This window comes from Natronorubrum tibetense GA33 (assembly GCF_000383975.1).
GTDB classification, from domain to species: domain Archaea; phylum Halobacteriota; class Halobacteria; order Halobacteriales; family Natrialbaceae; genus Natronorubrum; species Natronorubrum tibetense.
This window is the reverse complement of record NZ_KB913017.1, coordinates 548,366-568,869: the sequence shown is the minus strand read 5'-3', so window position 1 is coordinate 568,869 and position 20,504 is coordinate 548,366. Positions and strand designations below refer to the sequence as shown.

The 20,504-nt window shown below is 62.7% G+C and carries 24 protein-coding genes; 8 read left to right on the top strand and 16 right to left on the bottom strand.

Translation table 11 applies throughout. From position 1 onward, the window contains the following. Nucleotides 1-15: 15 nt before the first annotated feature. The 3 genes from NATTI_RS0103005 to NATTI_RS0102995 are packed head-to-tail and all read right to left on the bottom strand — an operon-like array spanning nt 16 to nt 2,325. Nucleotides 16-609 carry an NUDIX hydrolase gene (locus tag NATTI_RS0103005; protein WP_019991598.1) on the bottom strand — a complete coding sequence of 198 codons (594 nt, stop codon included), beginning with the start codon at nt 607-609 and terminating at the stop codon, nt 16-18. A gap of 34 nt (nt 610-643) precedes the next feature. Further along, the gene (locus NATTI_RS0103000; protein WP_006092257.1) at nt 644-1,123 is read right to left on the bottom strand and encodes a DUF7109 family protein; all 480 of its coding nucleotides are present in this window, start codon (nt 1,121-1,123) and stop codon (nt 644-646) included. Nucleotides 1,124-1,149: 26 nt separating this feature from the next. Further along, entirely contained in the window at nt 1,150-2,325 is a 1,176-nt protein-coding gene (locus NATTI_RS0102995) for a glycosyltransferase family protein (RefSeq protein WP_027119045.1), read from the bottom strand. A gap of 221 nt (nt 2,326-2,546) precedes the next feature. Between NATTI_RS0102995 and NATTI_RS26395 the strand changes: the two genes are divergently transcribed. Continuing rightward, on the top strand, nt 2,547-2,717 hold the full coding sequence (locus tag NATTI_RS26395; protein ID WP_006092253.1) for an HVO_0758 family zinc finger protein: 171 nt from the start codon (nt 2,547-2,549) through the stop codon (nt 2,715-2,717). Between the two features lie 74 nt (nt 2,718-2,791). Here the strand turns inward: NATTI_RS26395 and NATTI_RS0102985 are convergent, their stop codons facing one another. Continuing rightward, nucleotides 2,792-3,346: a metal-dependent hydrolase gene (locus NATTI_RS0102985; RefSeq protein ID WP_006092251.1), complete on the bottom strand. Its 555-nt coding sequence runs from the start codon at nt 3,344-3,346 to the stop codon at nt 2,792-2,794. Between the two features lie 75 nt (nt 3,347-3,421). Continuing rightward, nucleotides 3,422-3,622, bottom strand: coding sequence for a DUF7576 family protein (locus NATTI_RS0102980; RefSeq protein WP_006092249.1), 201 nt, complete (start codon nt 3,620-3,622; stop codon nt 3,422-3,424). A 256-nt stretch (nt 3,623-3,878) separates the two neighbouring features. On the opposite strand from NATTI_RS0102980, the gene NATTI_RS0102975 reads away from it, so the two are divergent. From NATTI_RS0102975 to NATTI_RS0102960, 3 genes are all read left to right on the top strand, one after another. Further along, on the top strand, nt 3,879-4,235 hold the full coding sequence (locus NATTI_RS0102975; RefSeq protein WP_006092247.1) for a hypothetical protein: 357 nt from the start codon (nt 3,879-3,881) through the stop codon (nt 4,233-4,235). A gap of 805 nt (nt 4,236-5,040) precedes the next feature. Further along, entirely contained in the window at nt 5,041-6,051 is a 1,011-nt protein-coding gene (gene artA, locus NATTI_RS0102965; RefSeq protein WP_027119044.1) for an archaeosortase A, read from the top strand. After that, entirely contained in the window at nt 6,048-6,755 is a 708-nt protein-coding gene (locus NATTI_RS0102960; RefSeq protein WP_006092232.1) for a metallophosphoesterase, read from the top strand. Before artA ends, NATTI_RS0102960 begins: the two co-directional genes overlap by 4 nt. Nucleotides 6,756-6,775: 20 nt before the next feature. Here NATTI_RS0102960 and NATTI_RS25970 read toward each other — a convergent pair whose 3' ends face one another. From NATTI_RS25970 to NATTI_RS0102945, 3 genes are all read right to left on the bottom strand, one after another. After that, a complete protein-coding gene (locus NATTI_RS25970; RefSeq protein ID WP_019991594.1) occupies nt 6,776-6,934 on the bottom strand; it encodes a hypothetical protein in 159 nt (52 codons plus the stop codon). Nucleotides 6,935-7,023: 89 nt separating this feature from the next. Further along, nucleotides 7,024-8,358: an NAD(P)/FAD-dependent oxidoreductase gene (locus tag NATTI_RS0102950; protein WP_019991593.1), complete on the bottom strand. Its 1,335-nt coding sequence runs from the start codon at nt 8,356-8,358 to the stop codon at nt 7,024-7,026. Between the two features lie 134 nt (nt 8,359-8,492). Then, on the bottom strand, nt 8,493-8,627 hold the full coding sequence (locus tag NATTI_RS0102945; RefSeq protein ID WP_019991592.1) for a hypothetical protein: 135 nt from the start codon (nt 8,625-8,627) through the stop codon (nt 8,493-8,495). A gap of 125 nt (nt 8,628-8,752) precedes the next feature. Between NATTI_RS0102945 and NATTI_RS0102940 the strand changes: the two genes are divergently transcribed. Next, complete coding sequence (locus tag NATTI_RS0102940) at nt 8,753-9,544, top strand: N-acyl homoserine lactonase family protein (protein ID WP_006092228.1); 792 nt, start codon at nt 8,753-8,755, stop codon at nt 9,542-9,544. Nucleotides 9,545-9,601: 57 nt separating this feature from the next. Further along, nucleotides 9,602-10,072 (top strand): acyl-CoA thioesterase, encoded by a 471-nt coding sequence (locus NATTI_RS0102935; RefSeq protein WP_006092226.1) that lies wholly within the window; start codon nt 9,602-9,604, stop codon nt 10,070-10,072. 53 nt (nt 10,073-10,125) lie between these two features. Here NATTI_RS0102935 and NATTI_RS0102930 read toward each other — a convergent pair whose 3' ends face one another. The 7 genes from NATTI_RS0102930 to gatB form a co-directional block, all read right to left on the bottom strand. Continuing rightward, nucleotides 10,126-10,836: an ABC transporter ATP-binding protein gene (locus tag NATTI_RS0102930; RefSeq protein ID WP_006092225.1), complete on the bottom strand. Its 711-nt coding sequence runs from the start codon at nt 10,834-10,836 to the stop codon at nt 10,126-10,128. Continuing rightward, nucleotides 10,837-11,568: an ABC transporter ATP-binding protein gene (locus tag NATTI_RS0102925; protein ID WP_006092223.1), complete on the bottom strand. Its 732-nt coding sequence runs from the start codon at nt 11,566-11,568 to the stop codon at nt 10,837-10,839. Continuing rightward, entirely contained in the window at nt 11,565-12,623 is a 1,059-nt protein-coding gene (locus NATTI_RS0102920) for a branched-chain amino acid ABC transporter permease (protein WP_006092221.1), read from the bottom strand. Before NATTI_RS0102920 ends, NATTI_RS0102925 begins: the two co-directional genes overlap by 4 nt. Nucleotides 12,624-12,648: 25 nt before the next feature. Continuing rightward, nucleotides 12,649-13,494: a branched-chain amino acid ABC transporter permease gene (locus tag NATTI_RS0102915; protein WP_006092219.1), complete on the bottom strand. Its 846-nt coding sequence runs from the start codon at nt 13,492-13,494 to the stop codon at nt 12,649-12,651. A 54-nt stretch (nt 13,495-13,548) separates the two neighbouring features. Continuing rightward, complete coding sequence (locus tag NATTI_RS0102910) at nt 13,549-14,718, bottom strand: ABC transporter substrate-binding protein (RefSeq protein ID WP_006092217.1); 1,170 nt, start codon at nt 14,716-14,718, stop codon at nt 13,549-13,551. Nucleotides 14,719-15,103: 385 nt separating this feature from the next. Further along, on the bottom strand, nt 15,104-16,051 hold the full coding sequence (locus NATTI_RS0102905; RefSeq protein ID WP_006092216.1) for an MBL fold metallo-hydrolase: 948 nt from the start codon (nt 16,049-16,051) through the stop codon (nt 15,104-15,106). 132 nt (nt 16,052-16,183) lie between these two features. Next, nucleotides 16,184-17,680, bottom strand: coding sequence for an Asp-tRNA(Asn)/Glu-tRNA(Gln) amidotransferase subunit GatB (gatB, locus tag NATTI_RS0102900; protein WP_006092215.1), 1,497 nt, complete (start codon nt 17,678-17,680; stop codon nt 16,184-16,186). 110 nt (nt 17,681-17,790) lie between these two features. On the opposite strand from gatB, the gene NATTI_RS0102895 reads away from it, so the two are divergent. Both NATTI_RS0102895 and NATTI_RS0102890 read left to right on the top strand, forming a co-directional pair. After that, nucleotides 17,791-18,036 (top strand): AbrB/MazE/SpoVT family DNA-binding domain-containing protein, encoded by a 246-nt coding sequence (locus tag NATTI_RS0102895; RefSeq protein WP_006092213.1) that lies wholly within the window; start codon nt 17,791-17,793, stop codon nt 18,034-18,036. Beyond that, the gene (locus tag NATTI_RS0102890) at nt 18,037-18,471 is read left to right on the top strand and encodes a type II toxin-antitoxin system VapC family toxin (RefSeq protein ID WP_006092212.1); all 435 of its coding nucleotides are present in this window, start codon (nt 18,037-18,039) and stop codon (nt 18,469-18,471) included. It abuts the gene before it with no gap. A 3-nt stretch (nt 18,472-18,474) separates the two neighbouring features. On the opposite strand, the gene NATTI_RS0102885 is transcribed toward NATTI_RS0102890, so the two are convergent. Next, nucleotides 18,475-20,502, bottom strand: coding sequence for an AMP-binding protein (locus NATTI_RS0102885; RefSeq protein ID WP_006092210.1), 2,028 nt, complete (start codon nt 20,500-20,502; stop codon nt 18,475-18,477). Between the last annotated feature and the right edge of the window lie 2 nt (nt 20,503-20,504).

Genomic DNA, 20,504 nt, shown 5'->3' with positions numbered 1-20,504 from the left:
GATGCGCCAAATCGACTAGTAGTGGGTTCGATCGAGCCCCTCGGGGGCTTCGAACTCGGTCGTCAACTCGAGCAACTGGACGAGAATCCGCCCCGTCGCCCCCCAGACGGTGTAGCCGTCGACGTGGAAGTAGTGGATGACGACGTCGCCGTAGTAGGGATGATCCCGGCGTTCGTACTCGTAGTTATCGGGGTCGAGCAGTCCAGACAGCGGCAGGACGACGATCTCCGCGACCTCGTTGCCGTCGCCGACGTACTCGCGGTCGGGGACGCGGGCGACGAACGGCGTGACCGCGTACTCCGTAATCGTCCGGATGTCGTCCAGTTGGCCGACGACCTCGACTTCCCCGGGATCGAGCCCAATCTCCTCGTTCGATTCCCGGAGCGCGGTATCCAGAATCGTCTCGTCGACGGGTTCGGCACCGCCGCCGGGGAAACTCATCTGGCCGGGGTGTTCGCCGAGGTCGTCGGCCCGTCGGGTGAACAGCAGGTGATCCTCGCCGTCACGCTCGATGACCGGCGCGAGGACGGCCGCGTCGTATTCCTGGTCGTCGATCTCGAGCGGTTCGTGGCTCGCGACCGGCTCCAGGGTCAGGCTCTTCTGTGACATTGGGTGTTCGTCCGCGTTCACGGTGATTCGGAGCTCACTCGAGGCTCGCCTCCAGTCGGTCCCGTTCGCTCGCAAGGTCGACCGGCGCCCAGGCTTCGACATCGTAGCTGACATCGAGCAGCTGCCGGAGTTGATCCCCCTCCTCGGCATCGACGGCGGTCTCGACGGCGTCGACGAACTGCTCGTAGACCTGCTCGCCGAGGGCGTCGCGATCGAGTCGACGGCGGTCGATGTCGAGGATGTGCGGGACGTCTTCGGCGTGTTCGGGGACCGATGGAAACGCGGTCGGGCCGGCGACGAGCAGGGGCTGTCGCTCGTCGTCGACGCGTCGTTCGTACTCGACGAGGGCGAAGGTCTCGAGGGCGTCGTCGATCGCCGCCTCGAGCGCCGACTCGTCGACGGACTGGCCGTCGGCGCGGAACGCGGCTTCCGAGAGCGCCTGCTCGAGTTCCGGTCGGGTCAGCCCGCCGAAGAGGTCGACCACCCCTGCCAGTTCGTCGGCGGTCGCGTTCATACCCGCCACAACGAAGGGTGGGCAGATTAGTCTTGTGCGCCGGTGTCGATCCGCTCGGATAGGCGCGGACCGGCGGGTCGGTCCGTCCGCCATGGCTGGGCTGCCGCGAGCACCTCGCTTGGTTCGAACGGGGCGTCGACCCATCGCGGCAGCCGGCAGTCGGTTCCGGGTGGGACAACGGACTCCGCGTAGCGCGCGAGCTGGTCGCGTTCGCTCGCCGCGTCGTACGCGAGACCGTTGAACGCAGCGTCCGCGTCGTACTGCTGGACGAGCCGATCGCCGGTCGTAAGATATCGTTCCTGAAGCGTCTCGTAGTCCGGGCCGACGCCGCGTTCCTCGACGACGCGCAACAGCTCCGCGGCGACTTCGCGGCTCATTCCCTCGAGTCCGGTGTCGCCGGCGACCGCGCGGTGATCGTGCTCGTGGCGGCCGAGATCGACCTGCGCGGAGCCGTCGAAGCCCGCGTGGTCGAAGGCGTCGCCAAGGGTGCCGACCTCGAGCCCCCAGGCGCGTGGCGCGCGAAGCTGTTGCGCGAGGTCAGCGGTGGCGGCGAACTCGCCGGCCAGGGCGTACCGGAACGCCTCGAGGTAGTCGAGAACGGGCGCGTCGTGATCGGCCGACAGCGTTCGGATCAGGGGCTCGTAGAACAAGCGGAACAGTCGCCCGTAGAGCTGTCCGTCCTCGACGCGGGCGTAGTACCCCTTCGAAAACTCGAACTCCATCGTCAGCGGCGCGAGCAGCCGGCGAACGTGTGCGGCCTCGTAGCTCCGGGCGTCTGCATCGTGGACGACGACGTACTCGCCCAATTCGGCGGCGGGGCCGAGCGCAAGCCAGACGTCCCGTCCCTTGCCGAAGCCGTTCGCCAGTCCCGCGTCCGCGAGGAGCGTCTCGACTCCGGGTGCGGTACACCAACAGACCCGAATCGGCAGGGCGAACGACTCGAGCCACCGCCGAAACGGACCGATCTCGTCGGCGTCGGCTCGAACGGGGACGATAACGGCGGCCGGGGCGGGCTCGAGGGTCTCGAGTTCCGAGAGGACGCGCTCGGCGGCGGGATTTTCGTGTTCCCGGGCGGTCATCGGAACGACGACGGACGTCTCGGCGACCGAATCGGTGGTCGTGCGGGCGAGACCGTGGCCCGATTCCCCGCCCGTTCCACCGAAGGCGTGGAGCGTCGCGATCCGCTCCTGTACGTACTCCATCGGTAAAGTGTTCGGCCGGATCGGTAAAACGCCCACGGCTCCGGCCAGATAGACCGCGAGAGTACTGCGAACCTCCATCGACTCGTTCGTCTCTCCCGTCTCGTGATCTCGGTTGCTTCTTTCGGACCGAAACTCACTGCAGGGAAACTGTTGGATCAGTGACGACACGTACTCGAAATAAGCACCGGTCTTTTTCTCCCCCACCTTCGTAGGGGGCGAACATGAAATCAGTTCGGAAGGCACTCCGCAAAGGCGAACTCGAGAAGGACACCTACGATCGGCTCGTCTGTGGTGACTGCGAAAAGCCCCTGAAGACCGAAAACGACCCGGACGAGATCAAAACCGTCCGGATCTGTCCGGACTGTGCCGCGGAGTACAAGGAGATCCGGTAATCGTCTCAGTCTGTCCACGCTGCGGACGGTTGGCGACTCACCATCGGCCGTCGGCTATCGAGGGCCAATAGCTGTTATCCTGCGGTCGGCCGCACTCGCTCGAGTGCGGCGTGGAGCGGCTCGAGACCGGGATAGCCGTGACGCCGCCAGAGTACGACGGCGATGGCCGCGAGGACGAACTCCGAGAGGAAGTACGGATCGCCCATCGACTCCCGCAGGAGGCCGAGGACGGTCGGTGGTCCCTGTTCGTACTCCTCGACGGGAATCGCCGGCCAGAGGAGGTGGTTCGCACTCCCCTCGACGCCCCAGAGTACGGGGAGTGCGTCGACGAGCACGTGCGAGAGCGTACCGATCGCGAAGGCGATGCCGTACTCGCGGCGGTCGTAGTGACTGGCGAGCGCGTAGAGGGCGATCGAGAGCGGGACGATCAGAAACAGCGAGTGCGCAAGTGTCCGCCCTGTCGGGATGACGCCCAGATACCACGCGAGCGGCTTGTCCACGAGATCCGGAAACTGGCTCCCGACGACGAGCACGAGTACGGGGATTTGCGCCGGCGGCGCGTCGAAGCGAGCTCGCGTCGCGAACGCGTAGCAGAGATAGGCGACGGCGACGTGTCCGAGTGGCCACATACTGGCCGGGATGAAGTGGTAACAGGATTTAATTGATATGGTTGTGGCCTGGCCGGGGACCGGTCCGCCCTCGAGCTATCCCAGTTCGATATCGGGGGTCGGGAGACAGTCCTCGCTGCAGTAGTGGTACCGAAAACGGTCGTCGCCGTCGCGGACCCGCCACGTCAGGCGGCGTTCGTCCGGTCCGATCTCGGATCCGCAGGTACAACACGCGGTCGGCTCGTCGACCCGGTGGTGGCTCGATGGACGAGGCGGTCCGGCGTACTGGTCGTCCATGAACGTGTTCTGTGTCCGGATTATAAAAGCGAGGTGGTGAATCTTGTGAACTATTATATGCGGCTAGTGAAACGCCGCACCGTTCGTCGGCGAGAGGTTGTGGAACCTGCCAGGGGCTGGCGACAGCGTCGTGTCGCACAGCCGTCTGACTGACGTTTTTCAGGGAGAGTGTGGAGCCGGCTAGTATGGATACACCACGAACAGTCGAACCGGTCCTCGTCGCACACCGAGCCACGGCTTGCGGGAGGCGACACCGATGACGCTTCCACAGGTGACGGTACGCCTGCCGCGGCGACTCGGCCACCGCGCGCGAGCGTGGCCGGCGTACCTCCTGGCCGTCTGCTTCCCGGGCACCGGCCACCTCTACAACGGACAGTGGAAACGCGGGTGCAGCTGGGCCGCGCTGTGCGGGCTCGCGCTCGTGTTTCTCAGCCCCGGTACGCTCCTCGTCGCCGGAACGCTCACCGAACCGATCGTCGTGACCGCCCTCCGACTCGAGGCGATCAGCTTCGCCGACGTGGCGTTTCCGCTGACGATCATCGCGCTCTCGACGATCGACCTCTACGCGCGGACGGCGATCGACGCCGGTGCCGTCTATAGCAACAGTAGATAGTAGCACGGTTCCTTTACTCAAGCTCACGTCTGAAACTGGATCGGAGGTGTTCGGTACTTATAGATTCGAATGTAGCGCTGTTGCGTAGAAGATGCATTTCAACGAGACAATCTCTGAAATAGTCGCGATGAATAATCCAATAACGTAAATATGTATTGAAGAGTTATGTGAACGAGATGAACGCATTTAATCTGGAGCCGACACAATCAAGAGAAAAAGTCGTAAATTGGGTGTTTACGCGAAGCGTGCTTATATTCGTGTTTGCGTTTTATGGAGCACTCTTTGCAAGGGACCTGCTCGGACCGTTTAGCAGCGGTTTCGTAGTAGCGTTTGTCGTGATTATCGCGACGCGGTTCTGGTGTCAGATTCTGTTCCGTGGCATCGACGCCTATCTCGAAGGGAAAGGCGTGTAAACTGACTCATGAGGTAGATACCTGAACTGACGGCTCATTCAGAAATTATCTCTAATTCACTTGTTCGGTATTTCAGCTGTACGCTTCGCGAGTTTCACACCCAACTCTGAATACGCACTACTAACCATTGGTAACAACCGAATCGAGTTCCACACGGATCGTACAGTTCGCGGTTTTCGCTCGTTCTGTTCAGTTCACGGGTCACATTCGTTTCCCGTTCGCGTCGTGGTTCTCGCTCACTTCGTTCGCTCCGAACCGCATCCGCTCCGAACCACGCACCCGTCGTTCAACCGGGTGTGAAATGACGGTCAGCGGCTACTGGACTCCCGTCCGAACGATCTGATACAGGGCGTCAGGTTGATAACGACGCCCTCCTTCAGTCTTCCATGAATATGTCGCCCGCTTCAGCCGCGATCGACGCCGTCTCGGTCGCCGGTCTCGAGGCCGCAGGCGCGACGCTGACCCCGGCAGTCGTCGGTTCGATGGGGTTGACGGATCTGCTCGCGTGGGTCGCGATTGCGGCGTTTCTCGTGGCCTTGATCCTCCGATGGCAGGGCGTCCCCGAGCCAGCCAGACACCTCGCGATGGGGGCCTGGCTCACCTTCGGCGTCTTCTGGCTGACGATGGTGCCGTACTACTACTACGACGTCCAGAGTCCCCTCCAGACGGTGCTGGCGCTCGCGGCGCTTCCGCTGTGTGCGTACACGGGCTATCTCCTCTGGGACGGCCGCGACTCACTGTTCCTCCTGACGAAAGCGGTCGCGTTCATGGGGCTCATCTACCTCCCCGCGGAGACGATTCCCGTCGTTCGCACGTGGCTGATCGAGACGACCGCGGTCCAGACCCACTACGGGATGGAACTGCTCGGCCACAGCCCCGGCATCAACGAGGGCGCGAACGGCTACCAGAGTCGGTTCGACTTCGACTCCGACGAGACGGTGACCGGGCGGACCACCTACATCATCCTCGCCTGTACCGGACTCGGGAGTATGGCCATCTTCGGCGGGCTCGTCGCCGCCGTGAAGGCGCCGTTCAAGCGGAAGGCGATCGCCTTCGCGATGGCTATCGGCGTCATCTGGTTTCTCAACCTCGTGCGCAACGTCTTCATCGGGCTGGCCTCCCCGTGGGGCTGGTTCCAGCAGGAGTGGCTCGTCTCGTTCATGACCACCTACATGGGGGCCGAGGAGAGCCGCGTCTCTTTCCTCGTCGCCCACAACTACATCGCCCAGTCGCTGTCGATCGTCGCCCTCGTCGGGATCACCTACCTCCTCGTCAAGATCCTCCCCGAGATCCTCGAACCGCTCGAGGACGTCCTCTTCGTCCTCACCGGCAACGAGTACGACCTGTTCGAGGCGCTCGGCAAGGACGAGGTTCGCGCCGACGGCGGTCCCGATCAGCAGTGACCACCGTCGACCTCCCCGTCTCGCCCGTCGAGCGCGCACTCGCCGTCCCGGAAGCCGACGCGCTCGTCGTTGCGGACGTTCACCTCGGCAAAGCCGCCGATTCGAGCGTCGATGCCCCTATCGACGACGGGAGCGACGTCCGCCAGCGACTCGAGTCACTGCTCGCTCGCACCGAGCCGAAAACCGTCGTCGTCGCGGGCGATCTCCTCCACTCCTTCAGCCGGCTCCCGCGCGGCGTCGAACGCGATCTGGCCCGTCTCGAGACGGTCGTCGACGATGCTGGCGCGTCCCTCGTCGTCACGCCCGGGAATCACGACACGAAGCTCGAGGGCGCGTTCGACGGCGAAACGAGCCCGGAGTATCGTCTCGGGGACGACGAGACGGTCGTCTGCCACGGTCACGAGGCACCCACTCTTGAGGCCGACCGGTACGTCGTCGGCCACGACCACCCTGCACTCTCCGTCGAGGGGCGCAAACTGCCGTGTTTCCTCTACGGACCGGGGGTCTACGAGGGAGCCGACGTGGTCGTCTGCCCGGCGTTTACGAGGCTAGCGTCGGGTGCCACGGTCAACGGCATGTACGGCCGCGACTTCCAGTCGCCGCTGGTCACCGACCCCGGCCAGTTTCACCCGGCAGTCTGGGACGACTCGAGCGAGGAGCCGCTGTGGTTTCCGCCGCTGGGGGAGTGTCGGCGGCTCCTGTGACTGTGACCGCTGAGTACTGATTAGCGCCGACGGAGCCGTTCGATCAACGCGGCACCGAATCGATGAGCCGCTAGAACGGCCAGCGCGCCGACCGTGAGCGAGATGCTCACCACGGCGACGAACAGCCGGGCAAGCCGTCGGTCCACCGCCTCGGGTCGCTGTGTGCCGCTGCGTGCCATTGCGTGAGCGTATCGTCCGGAAACGGATAGCAACCGTGCCTGATCGACTGCACCCTCGCGACACTGGTATCGCTCGAGGACACGACGGGCTACCGGGAGAGATCCTCGAGCACCGCCTGCGCTGCGTCCTGTCCGCTGCGCATTGCGCCCTGAATCGACGACCAGCGGGTGTAGTCGCCCGCCAGGTAGACCGGGCCGTCCGGATCGCGAGCGTCCGGCAACCGGTCGTAGATCCCCGGCGGCTGGTCGAACTGGGCGAACGGGATTCGATCGGTGTGCAGCGTCTCGAGGCCGTCGAACCGCTGCTCCGGATACCACGACTCGAGCGCCTGTCGCGTTCGTTCGGCCAGTTCCGCGTCGTTCGCCTCTGCTCCGCGGCTGGCGTCGCTTCGCTTCGAGGTCCGCTGGACCTCGCATCCGAGGTACGTCGCGCTGACAAGCGTCGTATCGTCGGGCGCGTACTCGGGAACGACTGCGCTGTGCGGGACGACGTGGTTCGGTCCCTCGTCTTCGGTCGCATTGAGCAGCAGCCGCTTTCCGGTCTCGAGCCCCGTCTCGTCCGGCAGCGCGTAGTACTGGGTGACACAGCCTCGCGCCTCGGTCGGAATCGACTCGAGGCCGGTCAACTCTCGTGCAGCCGGCGGATCGGTGGCGACGACGACGGCGTCCGCGTCGTGGGTCTCCCCGTCGGCCGTTTCGACGGTCGCCGTCGACTCGTCGCTCGAGACCGACTCGACCGCGATACCGGTCTCGATCGCGCCGCCGACATTCCGGACGCGCTGGGCGAGCTGCGTCGGTATCGCTTCCATTCCCTCCGCTGGAACTGCAGCACCGCCCGCCGCGAGCGTCGCAAACGTGTACTCGAAGACTCGACTCGAGGTCGAGAGCGTTCGATCGAGGGTGATCCCTCCATAGAACGGCGCGACGAACTCCTCGATAAAGCCGTCGGAGAAGCCGCGGTCGCGCAGATAGCGTTCGATCGAGACGTCTTCCTCGCGAGTATCGCCGAAGACGCGATCCGGATCGGTTCCCCGCAACGCCCACCAGAGGCGAGCGACGCGAAGCCGGTCGCCCATCGTGATATCGCGATTGAACAGCGTCGCGGGTATCGTACGTGGCTGCTGGCGCGGATCCGCGAGTACCGACCGTCGGCCCGGTCGCGCGATGGTCGCACCCGAGGTGAATCGGCGAAGGTCGAGGGCCTCGAGGTCCAGTTCCCGCCGCACTGCGGGATAGGCGGGAAAGAGCACCTGAAAGCCGCGATCGAATCGGTAACCGTCCCGCTCGAGCGTTCGGACGCGGCCGCCGACCGTCTCGCGGTGCTCGAGCAGCGTCACGTCGGTCCCGCCGCCGGCGAGGTGGCGTGCGGCGACGAGTCCCGCGAGTCCACCACCGACGACGAGCACCCGTGGAGTCGTCTGCATACAGACCCCGTCACGCCGAGAGAGATAAAAACCGTGGACCTACCCATGCAACCGATTCGGCGGTCGCGGCGCTCGATGGTCTCCCAGCCGATTCGCTGCGCTCGCTGGTCACGCAAGGCCGCTTCGACTGCGGGCTACAGATCTGTCAACAGCCGGAGCGCCACTCCCACGGCGATCAGGAGGAGTCCGGCGATAGTCGCGAACGGCGGAATCGGGACGGGAAGGAGGACGATACCGGCGATGATCACGATCGTCGAAATGCGAACCATACGATAGGTACGACGAACTGTCGGGTAGGCCTGCGGCAGGCATGCACAGCAAGCATCCTCGAGGCCGACGCTCGGGCGCGGACTCTCGCCGCCGGAATTATGCTCGACCGGCCACAGTGTCAACCATGGTTTCTGCGACCGTGACGCCGATCGAGCGCGGCACGATCACCACCGACGTCAACAACATCATCGAGGGATTCGCGCTGGGGACGACCGACGAGCCGAATCCGGAGACGGTGATGGGCGATGGTCCCGTCTACAACCTTGTTATCGACCACCCCGAGGCGACGATCCTCTGGGACACCGGCTCGCATCCGGAAGCCGACTCGGGCCACTGGCCGCCGGAGCTCTACGCTGCGTTCGAACACACGGGGTTACGGCCGCTCGAGGACGACCTCGCAGACGCGGGCTACGCCCTCGACGATATCGACTGCGTGATCCAGACGCACCTCCACCTCGACCACGCCGGCGGGCTCTACGCGTTCGAGGAGACTGACACGCCGGTCTACGTCCATGAGGAAGAACTGAAGTTCGCCTACTACAGCGCCAAGACCGACGCGGGCGACGGGGCCTATGTGGCGGGTGATTTCGACCGCGACCTGAACTGGGAGATCGTTCACGGCAACCGGGAGTACTTCGTCGAGGACCTCGAGTTCGTCCACCTTCCGGGCCACACGCCCGGATTGCTCGGCGTCCAACTGGAACTCGAGGACACCGGCACCGTCGTCCTCGCCGGCGACCAGGCCTACACGCGGGCGAACTATCACGACGAACAGCCGATGGGTGGGCAGTTACTCTGGAGCAAACGCCACTGGCTCGAGAGCCTCCGGACGGTCAAAGCCCTCGAGCGACGGCACGACGCGACCGTTATTTGTGGACACGATGGTGACGACCTCGAGACGCTCGAGTCCCTGTAGCGGCGACCGGTTGCCGAGTCCGGTACGATTTTGCTCGTCGCGACAACGGTAGGTGGTATGGATACCGTTGACAATACCGATGATGCCGGCGAGCCCGACTTCCAGCCAGTCTTCGAGAATCGCGTCCGATTCGCCGAGACCGACCAGCAGGGGATCGTCTTCTACGGCGAGTATTTCACCTTTCAGGACGAGACCGTCTCCCAGTTCTTCCGAGAGATCGATTACAGCTACGAGGAGATGGAAGCTGACGGCTGGCAGGTCCACGTCGTCAACGCGGAACTGAACTACCGCGACGCGGCCGAGTTCGGCGACGTGCTCGTCAACGAACTGCGCGTTGCCGAGATGGGCACGGCAAGCATCACGTTCGAGTACCGCGTGAGACGAAAATCCGACGACCGAACGCTCGCCGACGGCACCGTCACGCAGGTCGCCGTCGACCTCGAGACCGAGGAACCGATCGCCGTCCCCGATGCCTTCCGGGAGGCCGTCGCGGCGTTTCAGGGTGGTCTCGCGAGCGCCGATCCGTAGCGCGACCGCTCGAGTCAGTCGAGCCCGTACCGCCGAAAAATAATCGCGCGGCGTTAGTGGATGCCCACGTAAGCTTCTCGGACGTACTCGTTGTCGTGGAACTCTTCGGACGTTCCCGCGAGTTCGATCTCGCCGGTTTCGATCAACGAGAGTCGCTCGGCGTGGCGCAGCGCGAACGTCGAGTTCTGCTCGGCCAGGAGAATCGTCAGACCCTCTTCTTGTAACGTTTCGATGGCGTCGCTGATGTCCTGAATGATCACGGGCGCGAGTCCGATCGTCGGTTCGTCGAGCATGAGCATATCGGGATCGCTCATCAGCGCTCGGCCGATGGCGAGCATCTGCTGTTCGCCGCCGCTCATGGTTTCGGCCTCCTGCGTTCGGCGTTCGTCCAGCCGCGGGAACAGGTCGTAGACCATGTCGAGGTCCTCCTGGACCGCGTCGCGGTCGTCACGGAACTGTGCTCCCATCAACAGGTTATCGTGGACCGAAAAGAACGGGAACAGATCCCGATCCTCGGTACAGTAGACCAGGCCGTTCTGGACGATCTGCTGTGGACTTACCGTTGCGAGGTCGACCCCGTCGTAGCCAATGTCGCCTTCGTACTCGACGAAGCCGGCGATTGCGTTCAACATGGTCGTCTTCCCGGCGCCATTCGGACCGATGACGCCGTAGATCTCGCCCCGTTCGACCGATAGCGAGATCCCTTTCAACGCGTGTGCTTTGCCGTACCGGACGTGGACGTCTTCGAGTTCGAGATACGACATCTAGCTCTCCTCCGCGGTACCGAGGTACGCTTTCTGAACGCGTTCGTCACTCGTGACCTCGTCGGGTGTTCCTTCCATGAGTTTTTCACCGTTGTTGAGGACGACGGCCCGATCGACGAGGTCCATCAGACCCCCCATGTTGTGATCGACGATAACCATCGTAATCCCGGCTTCGCTGAACGCTCGGAACGTCTCCGCGAGTTCGGTGATTTCGGCCTGATTCATTCCGGCAAACGGCTCGTCGAGCAACAACAGATCGGGCTCGGTCGCCAACGCTTTGGCGATTTCGAGACGACGGATATCCGCGTGTGGAAGTTCGTCCGGCATCTCCTGTAGTTTGTCCTCGATGTCGACGCGTGCCGCGTACTCGTAGATCTCCGCTTCGCTGGCACCGCCGCGAAGGGAGAATAGACTGTTCGGCAGCGTAAACAGCTGAATATTGCCGGCGACGGACATTGCCGTGATCGGGTTCGACTCCTGTGAGACTCGAGAGAGCCCGCTGTTGACGACCTCGTGGGTTTGGTGGTCGGTGATATCGTTCTCGTCGAAGTGAATCGAACCGTCGGTGACCTTGTAGATGCTCATGATACAGTTGAACACCGTCGATTTCCCAGAGCCGTTCGGTCCGATCAAGCCGACGATCTCACCGCGGTTGACGTCGAACGAAACGTCGTCGACGGCGACGAGGCCACCGAAGCGCTTCGTCACACCGTCGATTTCGAGGAGGCTCACGATCTGTCACCTCCGATGCGGTCGAGGCCGTGCCAGAGCTTTCGGAACAGTCCGTCGCGGGCGAACACGAGCACCGCGAGAACCAGCCCCCAGAAGATCGTCCAGCGCGCCGGCGACGAGAGTCCCGCGATATCCGTCAGGATGAAGTCCCGCAACACGATGAGGAAGAAGGCCCCACCGAGCGGACCGAGAATGGAACTCATACCGCCGAGTACTGCCATCGCAATCATCTCGATACTCCGGTCCACCACGATGAACGTCGTGGGATCGACGCCGCCGTAGAAGTGAACCAACATCACCCCACCGATCCCCATCGGGATCGAACTCAGGGCGAACGAGAAGACTTTGAATTTCGTCGCGTTGATCCCTGCAGCGTTGACTGCGTCTTCGTTTTCACGGATCGACATGAGGATCAGTCCGATGTTCGAGCGCGCGATGAACGTCAATCCAACAGCGACGACGAGCATCGGGATCAGCATGTAGTAGTACCGCGCGAGCGGATCGTACGTGAAAACGTCCACGGCCTGAATCCCCGTTTCACCGCCAGTGTACTGGCTGAACGAGGGGATCAGGCGGTAGAAGATCAACACGGCCACGAACGTGATCAACGAGAAATACGGTCCCGAGAGCCGGAGTGACGGGAGTGCGATGAGCAACCCAACGATGAGGGAGGCGAGAATCGACACCGGAATCGTCACGGCCATCGACATCTCGGGGTTGACGTTGTGGATGAGCATCGCCGTCGTGTACGCCGCGGCGCCGGAGAGAACCGAGTGGCCGAAGCTGATGTAGCCGGTGTATCCGCTCTGGATGTCCCAGCTCATCGCGAAGATGGCCCAGATCGACGCCAACGTCATCGCTCTGACGAGGCCGAACGTGCCCCAGAACGGGACCGTCAACATCGCGACCAGCGAGCCGACGATCAACAGGAACTGCAGCCCGTTCATTTCGCCGAAGTAGCCACCCAGCGTTCGGTTGTAGAGCTTTGCGATCGGGTGGAGTGCGTTGTCGAGCGGTTCCGTAACGGTGCTCAACCGATCCGTTGCGGTGCTCATCGACGCACTCACTCGTTCTCGAGCGCTACTCATGGACGAGCTCCCTCCCGTAGAGACCGTGTGGTAAGATGAGCAAGACTATCGCGAGGACGATCAGCGACAACACTCCTTGGAAACTCGGTCCGAGGAGTTCGATCGACGCTGTCTCGAGATAGCCGATGAGGTACGCCGCGACGACGGATCCCTTGATACTCCCGATACCACCAATCACGACGATGATAAACGCCAGTGCGAGCGGGTTGAGCCACATCTCCGGGTAGGTCGACTGTAGCGTTCCGATGAACACGCCCGCGATGCCGGCGAACGCGCCGGCGATCAGCCAGGTTCGGGACTTAACCTTCTCGAGATCGACCCCGGTGAGTTCCGCACCGCGGGTGCTCATCGACGTCGCGAGAATCGACCGTCCCTCGTCGGTTTTCGTCACGTAGTACCACAGCAGCCCGATCGCGATCCACGAGACGACGAAGGCGACGATCTCGACGTATCGAATCCGAGTTCCCACGGATTCGATGTAGAACGAACCCGCAACCACGGGGATGAGCTGTGACGGCTCCGCGCCGAACTGAATAATGACCAGTTCGGTAAGCAAGAGCGCGAGGACGACCGTCGCGAGAAACGTAATCACGACGTTGTCCTCGATGTATTTGACGAGGCCGGCGTACAGGACGTAGGATGCTCCCGCCGTAATCGCTACGGCGACAACGAGTCCGACCACGGGCGGAAGGGCGATCCCGCCAGCGCTCGAGGTGACCGCAAGGTAGGCGAACGCACCGATCATGATCAAGGCCCCGTGTGCGAGGTTCAACACGCCTCCGACGCCGAAGATCATGGTGAATCCGATCGCGATCAGCGCGTAGACGGCACTGATCATGGCCCCCAGTACCAGTATCGTAGCTAGTTGTCCTAACATTCCTTGCGAAGATCTTTAGAGCCAATCCGGTTCCATGTGTTCTGCAGTTGCGTCCTCCTGCGGGTAGACACACTCGACGACGCCATCGTCGTCCCCGTCCGGATGCCACTGAGTCACAGGGAAGTTCGAAATGACGTCGTCGTCAGTCCTGGTTTCTCGAACGTCGTGTGGGAACTCGTCGTCTTCGCCGTAGAGGGAGATATCTCCGGCGGCGCCCTCGAACTCGAGGTCAAGCATCGCGTCGACGATATCGTCGAGGTCGCCCTCGTAATCCGCAGTCCCGGCGTTTTCGACGGCCTCCGCGTAGAAGAGGATCGCATCGTACGAGTTGAACCCCATGTACATCGGTTTGCTCGGGGCCCCTTCGTCTCCGTACTCCGCTTCGTACGCATCGACGAAGTCCATCGTTCGACCGGTCAACTCGGCAACGCCTCCGGCACCGGACTGAGACGTCGTTTCGTACAGACACGCGCCTTCCGTCGCGTCCCAGAACTCCGGGGACATCCCCGGAACGCTCACGCCCTCGAGTGCGAACGGATACTCGTTCGACGCCCACGTCGCGGTCATCGCCCCCGCGCCGCCGTGTGCGATGAAACGGAAGACAACGTCGGCGTCCGCGTCCTCGGCGTCATCGAGGAATGGACTGAAGTTGTCGGTCTCGAGCGACATCTCGTCCTGGTGGACGACGGAGAGGTCGTCGTTCTCCTCGATCAGGTCGGGGAGAACATCCCTGAACGAGGTGGTCCAGGCGGCGTCGTCGCCCAGAATGGAGAAGTTGTCCCAGCCGTACTCCTCGTTGAGATAGTTCGCGTAGTCGGCCATCCCCGCGGCCTGGAGATCCGAATTGATCGGTCCCGTACGGAAGATGTTCTTGTACTCCTCGTAATCTTGACCGTGGTTGTCGGTGACGGTGTCGGGGTCGGCGGAGCCAGTAATAACGAATGGAACGTCCATCTCCGCGACCAGCCCGATGATTCCCTGGGTAACTTCACTGACGAACGTTCCCACCAGCAAATCAACCTGATCTTCGTTGATCAGGCTCTCGGTCACTCGTTCACCCTCCGCCGGCTGGCCCCCGGTGTCTGCCGAAATAAACTCGACTTCCTGGTCGAGGATCCCACCATTGTCCTGTAACTCCTCCACGGCGAGTTCGGCACTTCGGTCAGCGCCGATACCCATCTCCATTTGAGTCGGGCCGAGATGACCAATCCGGAAGACATCGTCGTCCCCAGTGATTCCGCCAAAACAGCCGGCAAGCGAAGTCGTTACTGCTGTTGCCCCGGCCGCTCCGAGGAAGTTCCGTCGTCCGATCCCAAACCGCCCACCACTGTCAGATCCGCTCTGTTGATTATCGTTATCCATTATATACCACTTAGGACATCCATCTTGGTATATTAATCATGTCACCTTAACTCTGAGGGTTGTTACCAATTTTCCCGTTTAAAGTTACCAATGAATATGTGTCGTAAAATCGACACACAGGAGCGGGATGATAACGAACAGGGCCTGGTTTACAAACGTGGTACGAGATTCCTAATCGCTCGCGAAACGGAAATTCTCTCTGAGCCAATTACTCACCGAATCGGTATTTTTTCTCCCGAACCGAGAGAGTCCCTTCGTGACGCAGGTGATCGAGATGCGCGAACGCCTCACCCGGCCCGTGGACGATGTGAATCCCCTCTAGCTCTCCGAACAGGTGTGCGCTCACCTCCCACGCATTTGCTGGGCCGTGCTCTTCGAGGATCCCGAGAATCTTTTCGCTTCGCTCGCGGTGGTGGTCGACGATCTCGAGCGCACGATCCCGCGGGTCGTCGATCGGATCGCGGTGGCCGGGCCAGAGCCGGTCGTACTCGCGGTCGGCGAGTCGTCTGAGGGTCGTGAGGTACGTCTCGAGCGGCCGCTCGACGCGGACATCCGCACCCCCGACGTTCGGCGTGTAGACGGGGAGGACGGCGTCACCGACGAACGCTTCCGATCTCCCACTCGTTTCGATTTCGAACCCGCAGAGCCCCGCCGCGTGGCCCGGTGCGTGGATTGCCTCGAGCGTCCGGCCACCGACCTCGAGCACCTCGCCGTCCTCGATCGGCGTGACCTCGGCCGGTTCGCCCTCGAGGTGGGCGGCCTGCTCGAAGAACCCCAGCAACGTCTCCTGGGCGTCGTCGGGGACGCCCCACCGCTCGAGGTACTCCTGTCGCCGCTCCTCTAAGGCAGCCACTGCGTCGGGATCTTGCTCGATCAGCGGTGCGTCGGCCTCGTGAGCGTACACCGTCGCGCCGCTTTCGGCCTGAATCTCGCCGGCCAGTCCCGCGTGATCGACGTGGAAGTGCGTCAGAACGATGTCGTCGACGTCGGAAAACGCGTAGCCGCGTTCGGCCAGTCCTTCCCGCAGTTCCGCTCGAATCCCTTCCGTCGCGAGTCCGGTGTCGACGAGCGCGATTTCGTCGGTCGTCTCGTCGGCGAGAACGTACGTATTGTTACGCCCCTCGAACTCGTCGTTTCCCAGCGTGATACGGTCCATGTCGACACTGCACAGGTCGTCCGTTGGTAACTGTACTGGTAGCGGAACACCGACTCCGAACTCAGGGAACGTCGATTGCTGAGAGAAATCGAACGGCCTCGCTACCCAGTCGAATACTGTGCGTGCCCGCGTTCAGCCCTCGAGTTCGGCCTGGAGCAACTGGTTCACGTCACCGGGATCCGCACTCCCGCCAGTCTTTTGCATGACTTGTCCGACGAGGAAGTTGATCGCCCCGTCGTCTCCCGACTCGTAGTCGTCGACGGCGTCGGGATTCTCGTCGATGGCCGCGACAACGGCCTGCTGGACTTCGTCCTCGTCGGTCTTGCCCAGCCCTTCGTCCTCGACGATCTCGTCCGGCGCCTTCTCGTCGTCGAGCATCGATCGCAGAACCGTCTCGTGGGCGTTTTTCGCCGTAATCTCCCCCTCCGAGACGAGCTCGACGAGTCGCGTCACCTCCTCGAAACGCCCCTCGAGGTCCGTAATTGCCATGTCGCGGTAGTTGAGTTCGCCCAGCAAGTTGTCCGCAACCCACGTCGCCGCGAGGTCGGGATCGAACTCGCTCGCGATGTCCTCGTAAAAGTCCGCGACCTGCTTCGTCGAGGTCAGTTTCGAAGCAGCCTCCTCGTTCAGCCCGTACTCCTCCTGAAAGCGCTCGCGTCGTGCCGAGGGGAGTTCCGGAATCGAGATCTCGTCTTTCCAGCCTGCGACCCGCAGCGGCGGCAGGTCGGCCTCCTCGAAGTAGCGGTAGTCTTTCTCCTCTTCTTTCGAGCGCATCGAGACCGTGATCCCGCGGGACTCGTCCCAGTGGCGGGTCTCCTGTTCGACCGCGCGCCCGCGCTGGATCGCGTTCTTCTGGCGCGTCTCCTCGTAGGCTAAGGCCTTCTCTGCGCCCTTGTGACTCGAGATGTTCTTCACTTCGGTGCGGTTGGCGGCTGCGAGCGCCTCCGCGCCGATGTCGGTCACATCGCCGCTTTCGATCTCGTCTTCGGAGATGATCGAGAGGTTGGCGTCGATTCGCAGGCTGCCGTCCCGTTCGGCGTCGAAGACGCCCAGGTACTCGAGGACCTCCTCGAGTTTCGCGAGGAAGGCCCGAACCTCGCTCGGACTGCGGAAGTCGGGGGCCGTAACGATCTCCATCAGCGGCGTCCCCGCGCGGTTGTAGTCGACGAGGGTGTACTCCGCCGAGTCGATACCGCCACCGCCGCCGACGTGCTGGAGGCTGCCCGGGTCCTCCTCTAAGTGGGCGCGTTCGATCGAGACCGTCCGGCGCTCGCCCTCGACGGAGACCTCGAGTTCGCCCTCCTGACAGATCGGTTCGTCGTACTGGGTAATCTGGAAGTTCTTGGGCAGGTCGGGGTAGTAGTAATTCTTCCGGTGGAACCGGGTCTCTTCGGGGATGTCGGCGTCGATCGCTTTGCCGATCTTGACGGCTCCCTCGACGGCAGCCTCGTTCAGGACCGGGAGCGCGCCGGGCAGGCCGAGACAGACCGGACAGACGTTCTCGTTGGGTTCGTCGGTCTGGTCAGTCGAACAGCCACAGAAGATCTTCGTGTCGGTCTCCAGCTGGACGTGGACCTCGAGCCCGATGACGGTGACGAGGTCGCCCTGCTGGACGGTCTGGGCAGTCATTGGAGGCGATTCGGGCCCGTGGGGGTAAAACGTAACGGGACGGCCTCGAGGCGACTCGCTAGTAGTGTGCTACCACACTATATTTGTCTCTGCAGGTTCTCACTGGAACTATGAGTACCGATCGAGTCGATGCGGAAAGTAAGGTGTCCGGGAATCAAGCAAATATTCCCGCTCAGATTCGCCGCCAACTCGATATCGACGACGGAGATCAGCTACGCTGGAGTGTCAAAGACGATGGAACGGTACAGATCGAAGTCGTACATCGTTGCGGCGGCTCGTTTGCCGACTTCACGGGATACGAGGGTAACGAAGAAGCTGACGGAACGACGGATCACGACGCGTGGGGACTCGAGTAGATGCCACGCGCGGTCGTCGATACGTCGGTGTTGTTCGCGGCGAGCTATCGTCGGGACGCAGCGCACGAGGATGCACTCCCGATCCTCCGTGGCATAGACGATCAATCCCTTCCCGAAGCCGTCGTGCTCGATTACGTTCTTGCGGAGACGCTCAACGGCCTCACGACGCACGCAGGTCACGATCCTGCTGTTGATTTTCTCGATCGCATCGAAGAAAACGCCCGCTTTCACATCGACACGCTATCGTCGGACGAACTGGCGACTGCAAAATCGATGTTTCGGCGGTATGCAGGGCTCTCGTTCGTTGATGCCTGTATCGTCGCCTATCTCCAATCGAACGAACTCAAGTATCTCTACGCGTTCGACGACGATTTCGATCGAATAGGAGACATCTCCCGTCTCGGGACGGCGACGAATCCGTACGACCCCCGTTGAACGCTACCGCGCGTCCTCGAGTTCCTCGAGCGCCTCCGGATTCTCGATGCTGCTCATGTCGCCCAGATCCTCGCCGGTGTAGGTGGCCTCGATGGCTCGGCGGATGATCTTGCCCGACTGGGTCTTGGGGAACTGGTCGACGAACAGAATCTCGCGCGGGCGGAACGGCTTTCCGAGTTCCTCGCCGACCTGTGCGCGCAGTTTTTCGCGCAACTCGTCGGTCTCCTCGAAGCCGTCCTCGAGGATCACGTAGGTGACGACGGCGGTTCCGGTGGTGTCGTCGGGGGCCCCGATCGCCGCGGCCTGATTGACGGCTTCGTGGTCGATCAGCGCACCCTCGACCTCCGCGGGACCGACCTTCCGTCCCGCCACGTTGAGCGCGTCGTCGGCCCGGCCGTGGAGGTACCAGAAGCCGTCCTCGTCCTGCTGGGCCCAGTCGCCGTGGTTCCACATGTCCTCGAACGTCGACCAGTACTCGTTCAGGTAGCGCTCGTCGCCCGACCAGAGCGACTTGGTCATCGACGGACAGGAATCCCGCGCGACGAGGAAGCCGCGCTCGTGGTCCTCCGTTACCGAATTGCCCTGCTGATCGACGATATCGATGTCCATGCCGAGCCCCGGTCCGCCGAGCGTACAGGGTTTGAGCGGCTGGTTCGGCATCGGCATCAGGAAGCAGCCACAGATTTCGGTGCCGCCGGAGATGTTGATGATCGGTGCCTCGCCGCCGCCGACGTTCTCGTAGAACCACAGCCAGGATTCGGGGTCCCAGGGTTCGCCGGTCGAGCCCAGCAGGCGGAGCGAGGAGAGGTCGTGGCCGGAGAGCCACTCGTCCCCGTGCTTTCGTAGCGCCCGAATCGCGGTCGGCGAGATGCCGAACTGCGTGAGTTTGTGGCGGTCGATCATCTCCCAGAACCGATCCGGCTCGGGGTGGTCCGGCGCGCCCTCGTACATGAAGGCCGTGCCACCGAAGGTGTGGGTGCCGATGAGGGTCCACGGGCCCATCATCCAGCCGATGTCGGAGACCCAGAAGAAGCGATCGGAGGGCTTGAGATCCATCCCGAAGTAGACCTCCTTGGCGCACTGGACCTGCACGCCCGCGTGGGTGTGGACGATCCCCTTCGGCTTGCCCGTCGTCCCCGAAGAGTACAGCAGCATCGACTCCTGACTCGAGTCGAGCGACTTCGACTCGTAGGCGTCGTCCTGCGTTTCGACGGCGTCGGTCCACCACTCGTCGCGGCCGTCGTTCCACGGGATTTCGTGCTCGCTGGCCGTGTCACTGGAACCGAGTCTGTCGAAGACGATCGTATCTTCGACGTGGCCGGCCTCCGCGATGGCCTCGTCGGCCGCCGACTTGAGGAAAATCGGCTTGCCGCGCCGGTAGAAGCCGTCGCCCGTAAACAGCACTGAACATCCGGAGTCCGCGATTCGGGTTGCAGCTGCGTCGACGCCGAAGCCCGAGAAGATGGGGACCGCGATCGCACCGACCTTGAAACAGCCATAGAGGATCGAAACGACCTCCGGCACCATCGGCATGTAGAGCCCGACCGTGTCGCCCGTCTCGATGCCGCGTTCCTCGAGTGCGTTCGCGACCTGATTCGACTGCCGGTGGAGTTCGTGATACGTGACTTCGCGGACCTCGCCGTCTTCGCCCTCCCAGATGGTCGCGACCTTGTTCCGGCGCTCCTCGTCGACGGCGGCGTGACGATCCACGACGTTGTGGGCGACGTTGAGCTCCCCGCCGGGATACCAGTCGGTGAACTGCGGCCCCTTGCTGTCATCTCTAACCTCGTCGTAGCCCTCGTAGAACTCGATGTCGAGGTAGTCGACGAGTTCGTCCCAGAACCAGTCGACGCCGCTCTCGGGTTCGCCGTCGACCTCGCTCGTCGTTCGCTCGATGAGATCGTCGTAGTCGTCGATCCCGTACGTCTCCATGAACTCGTAGACGTTGGTCGACTCGACGAACTCCTGACTCGGTTCGTGAACGATTGTATCGACGTCCTCGAGGCTCGGGTCGGTAGTGTTCCCCGTCATCG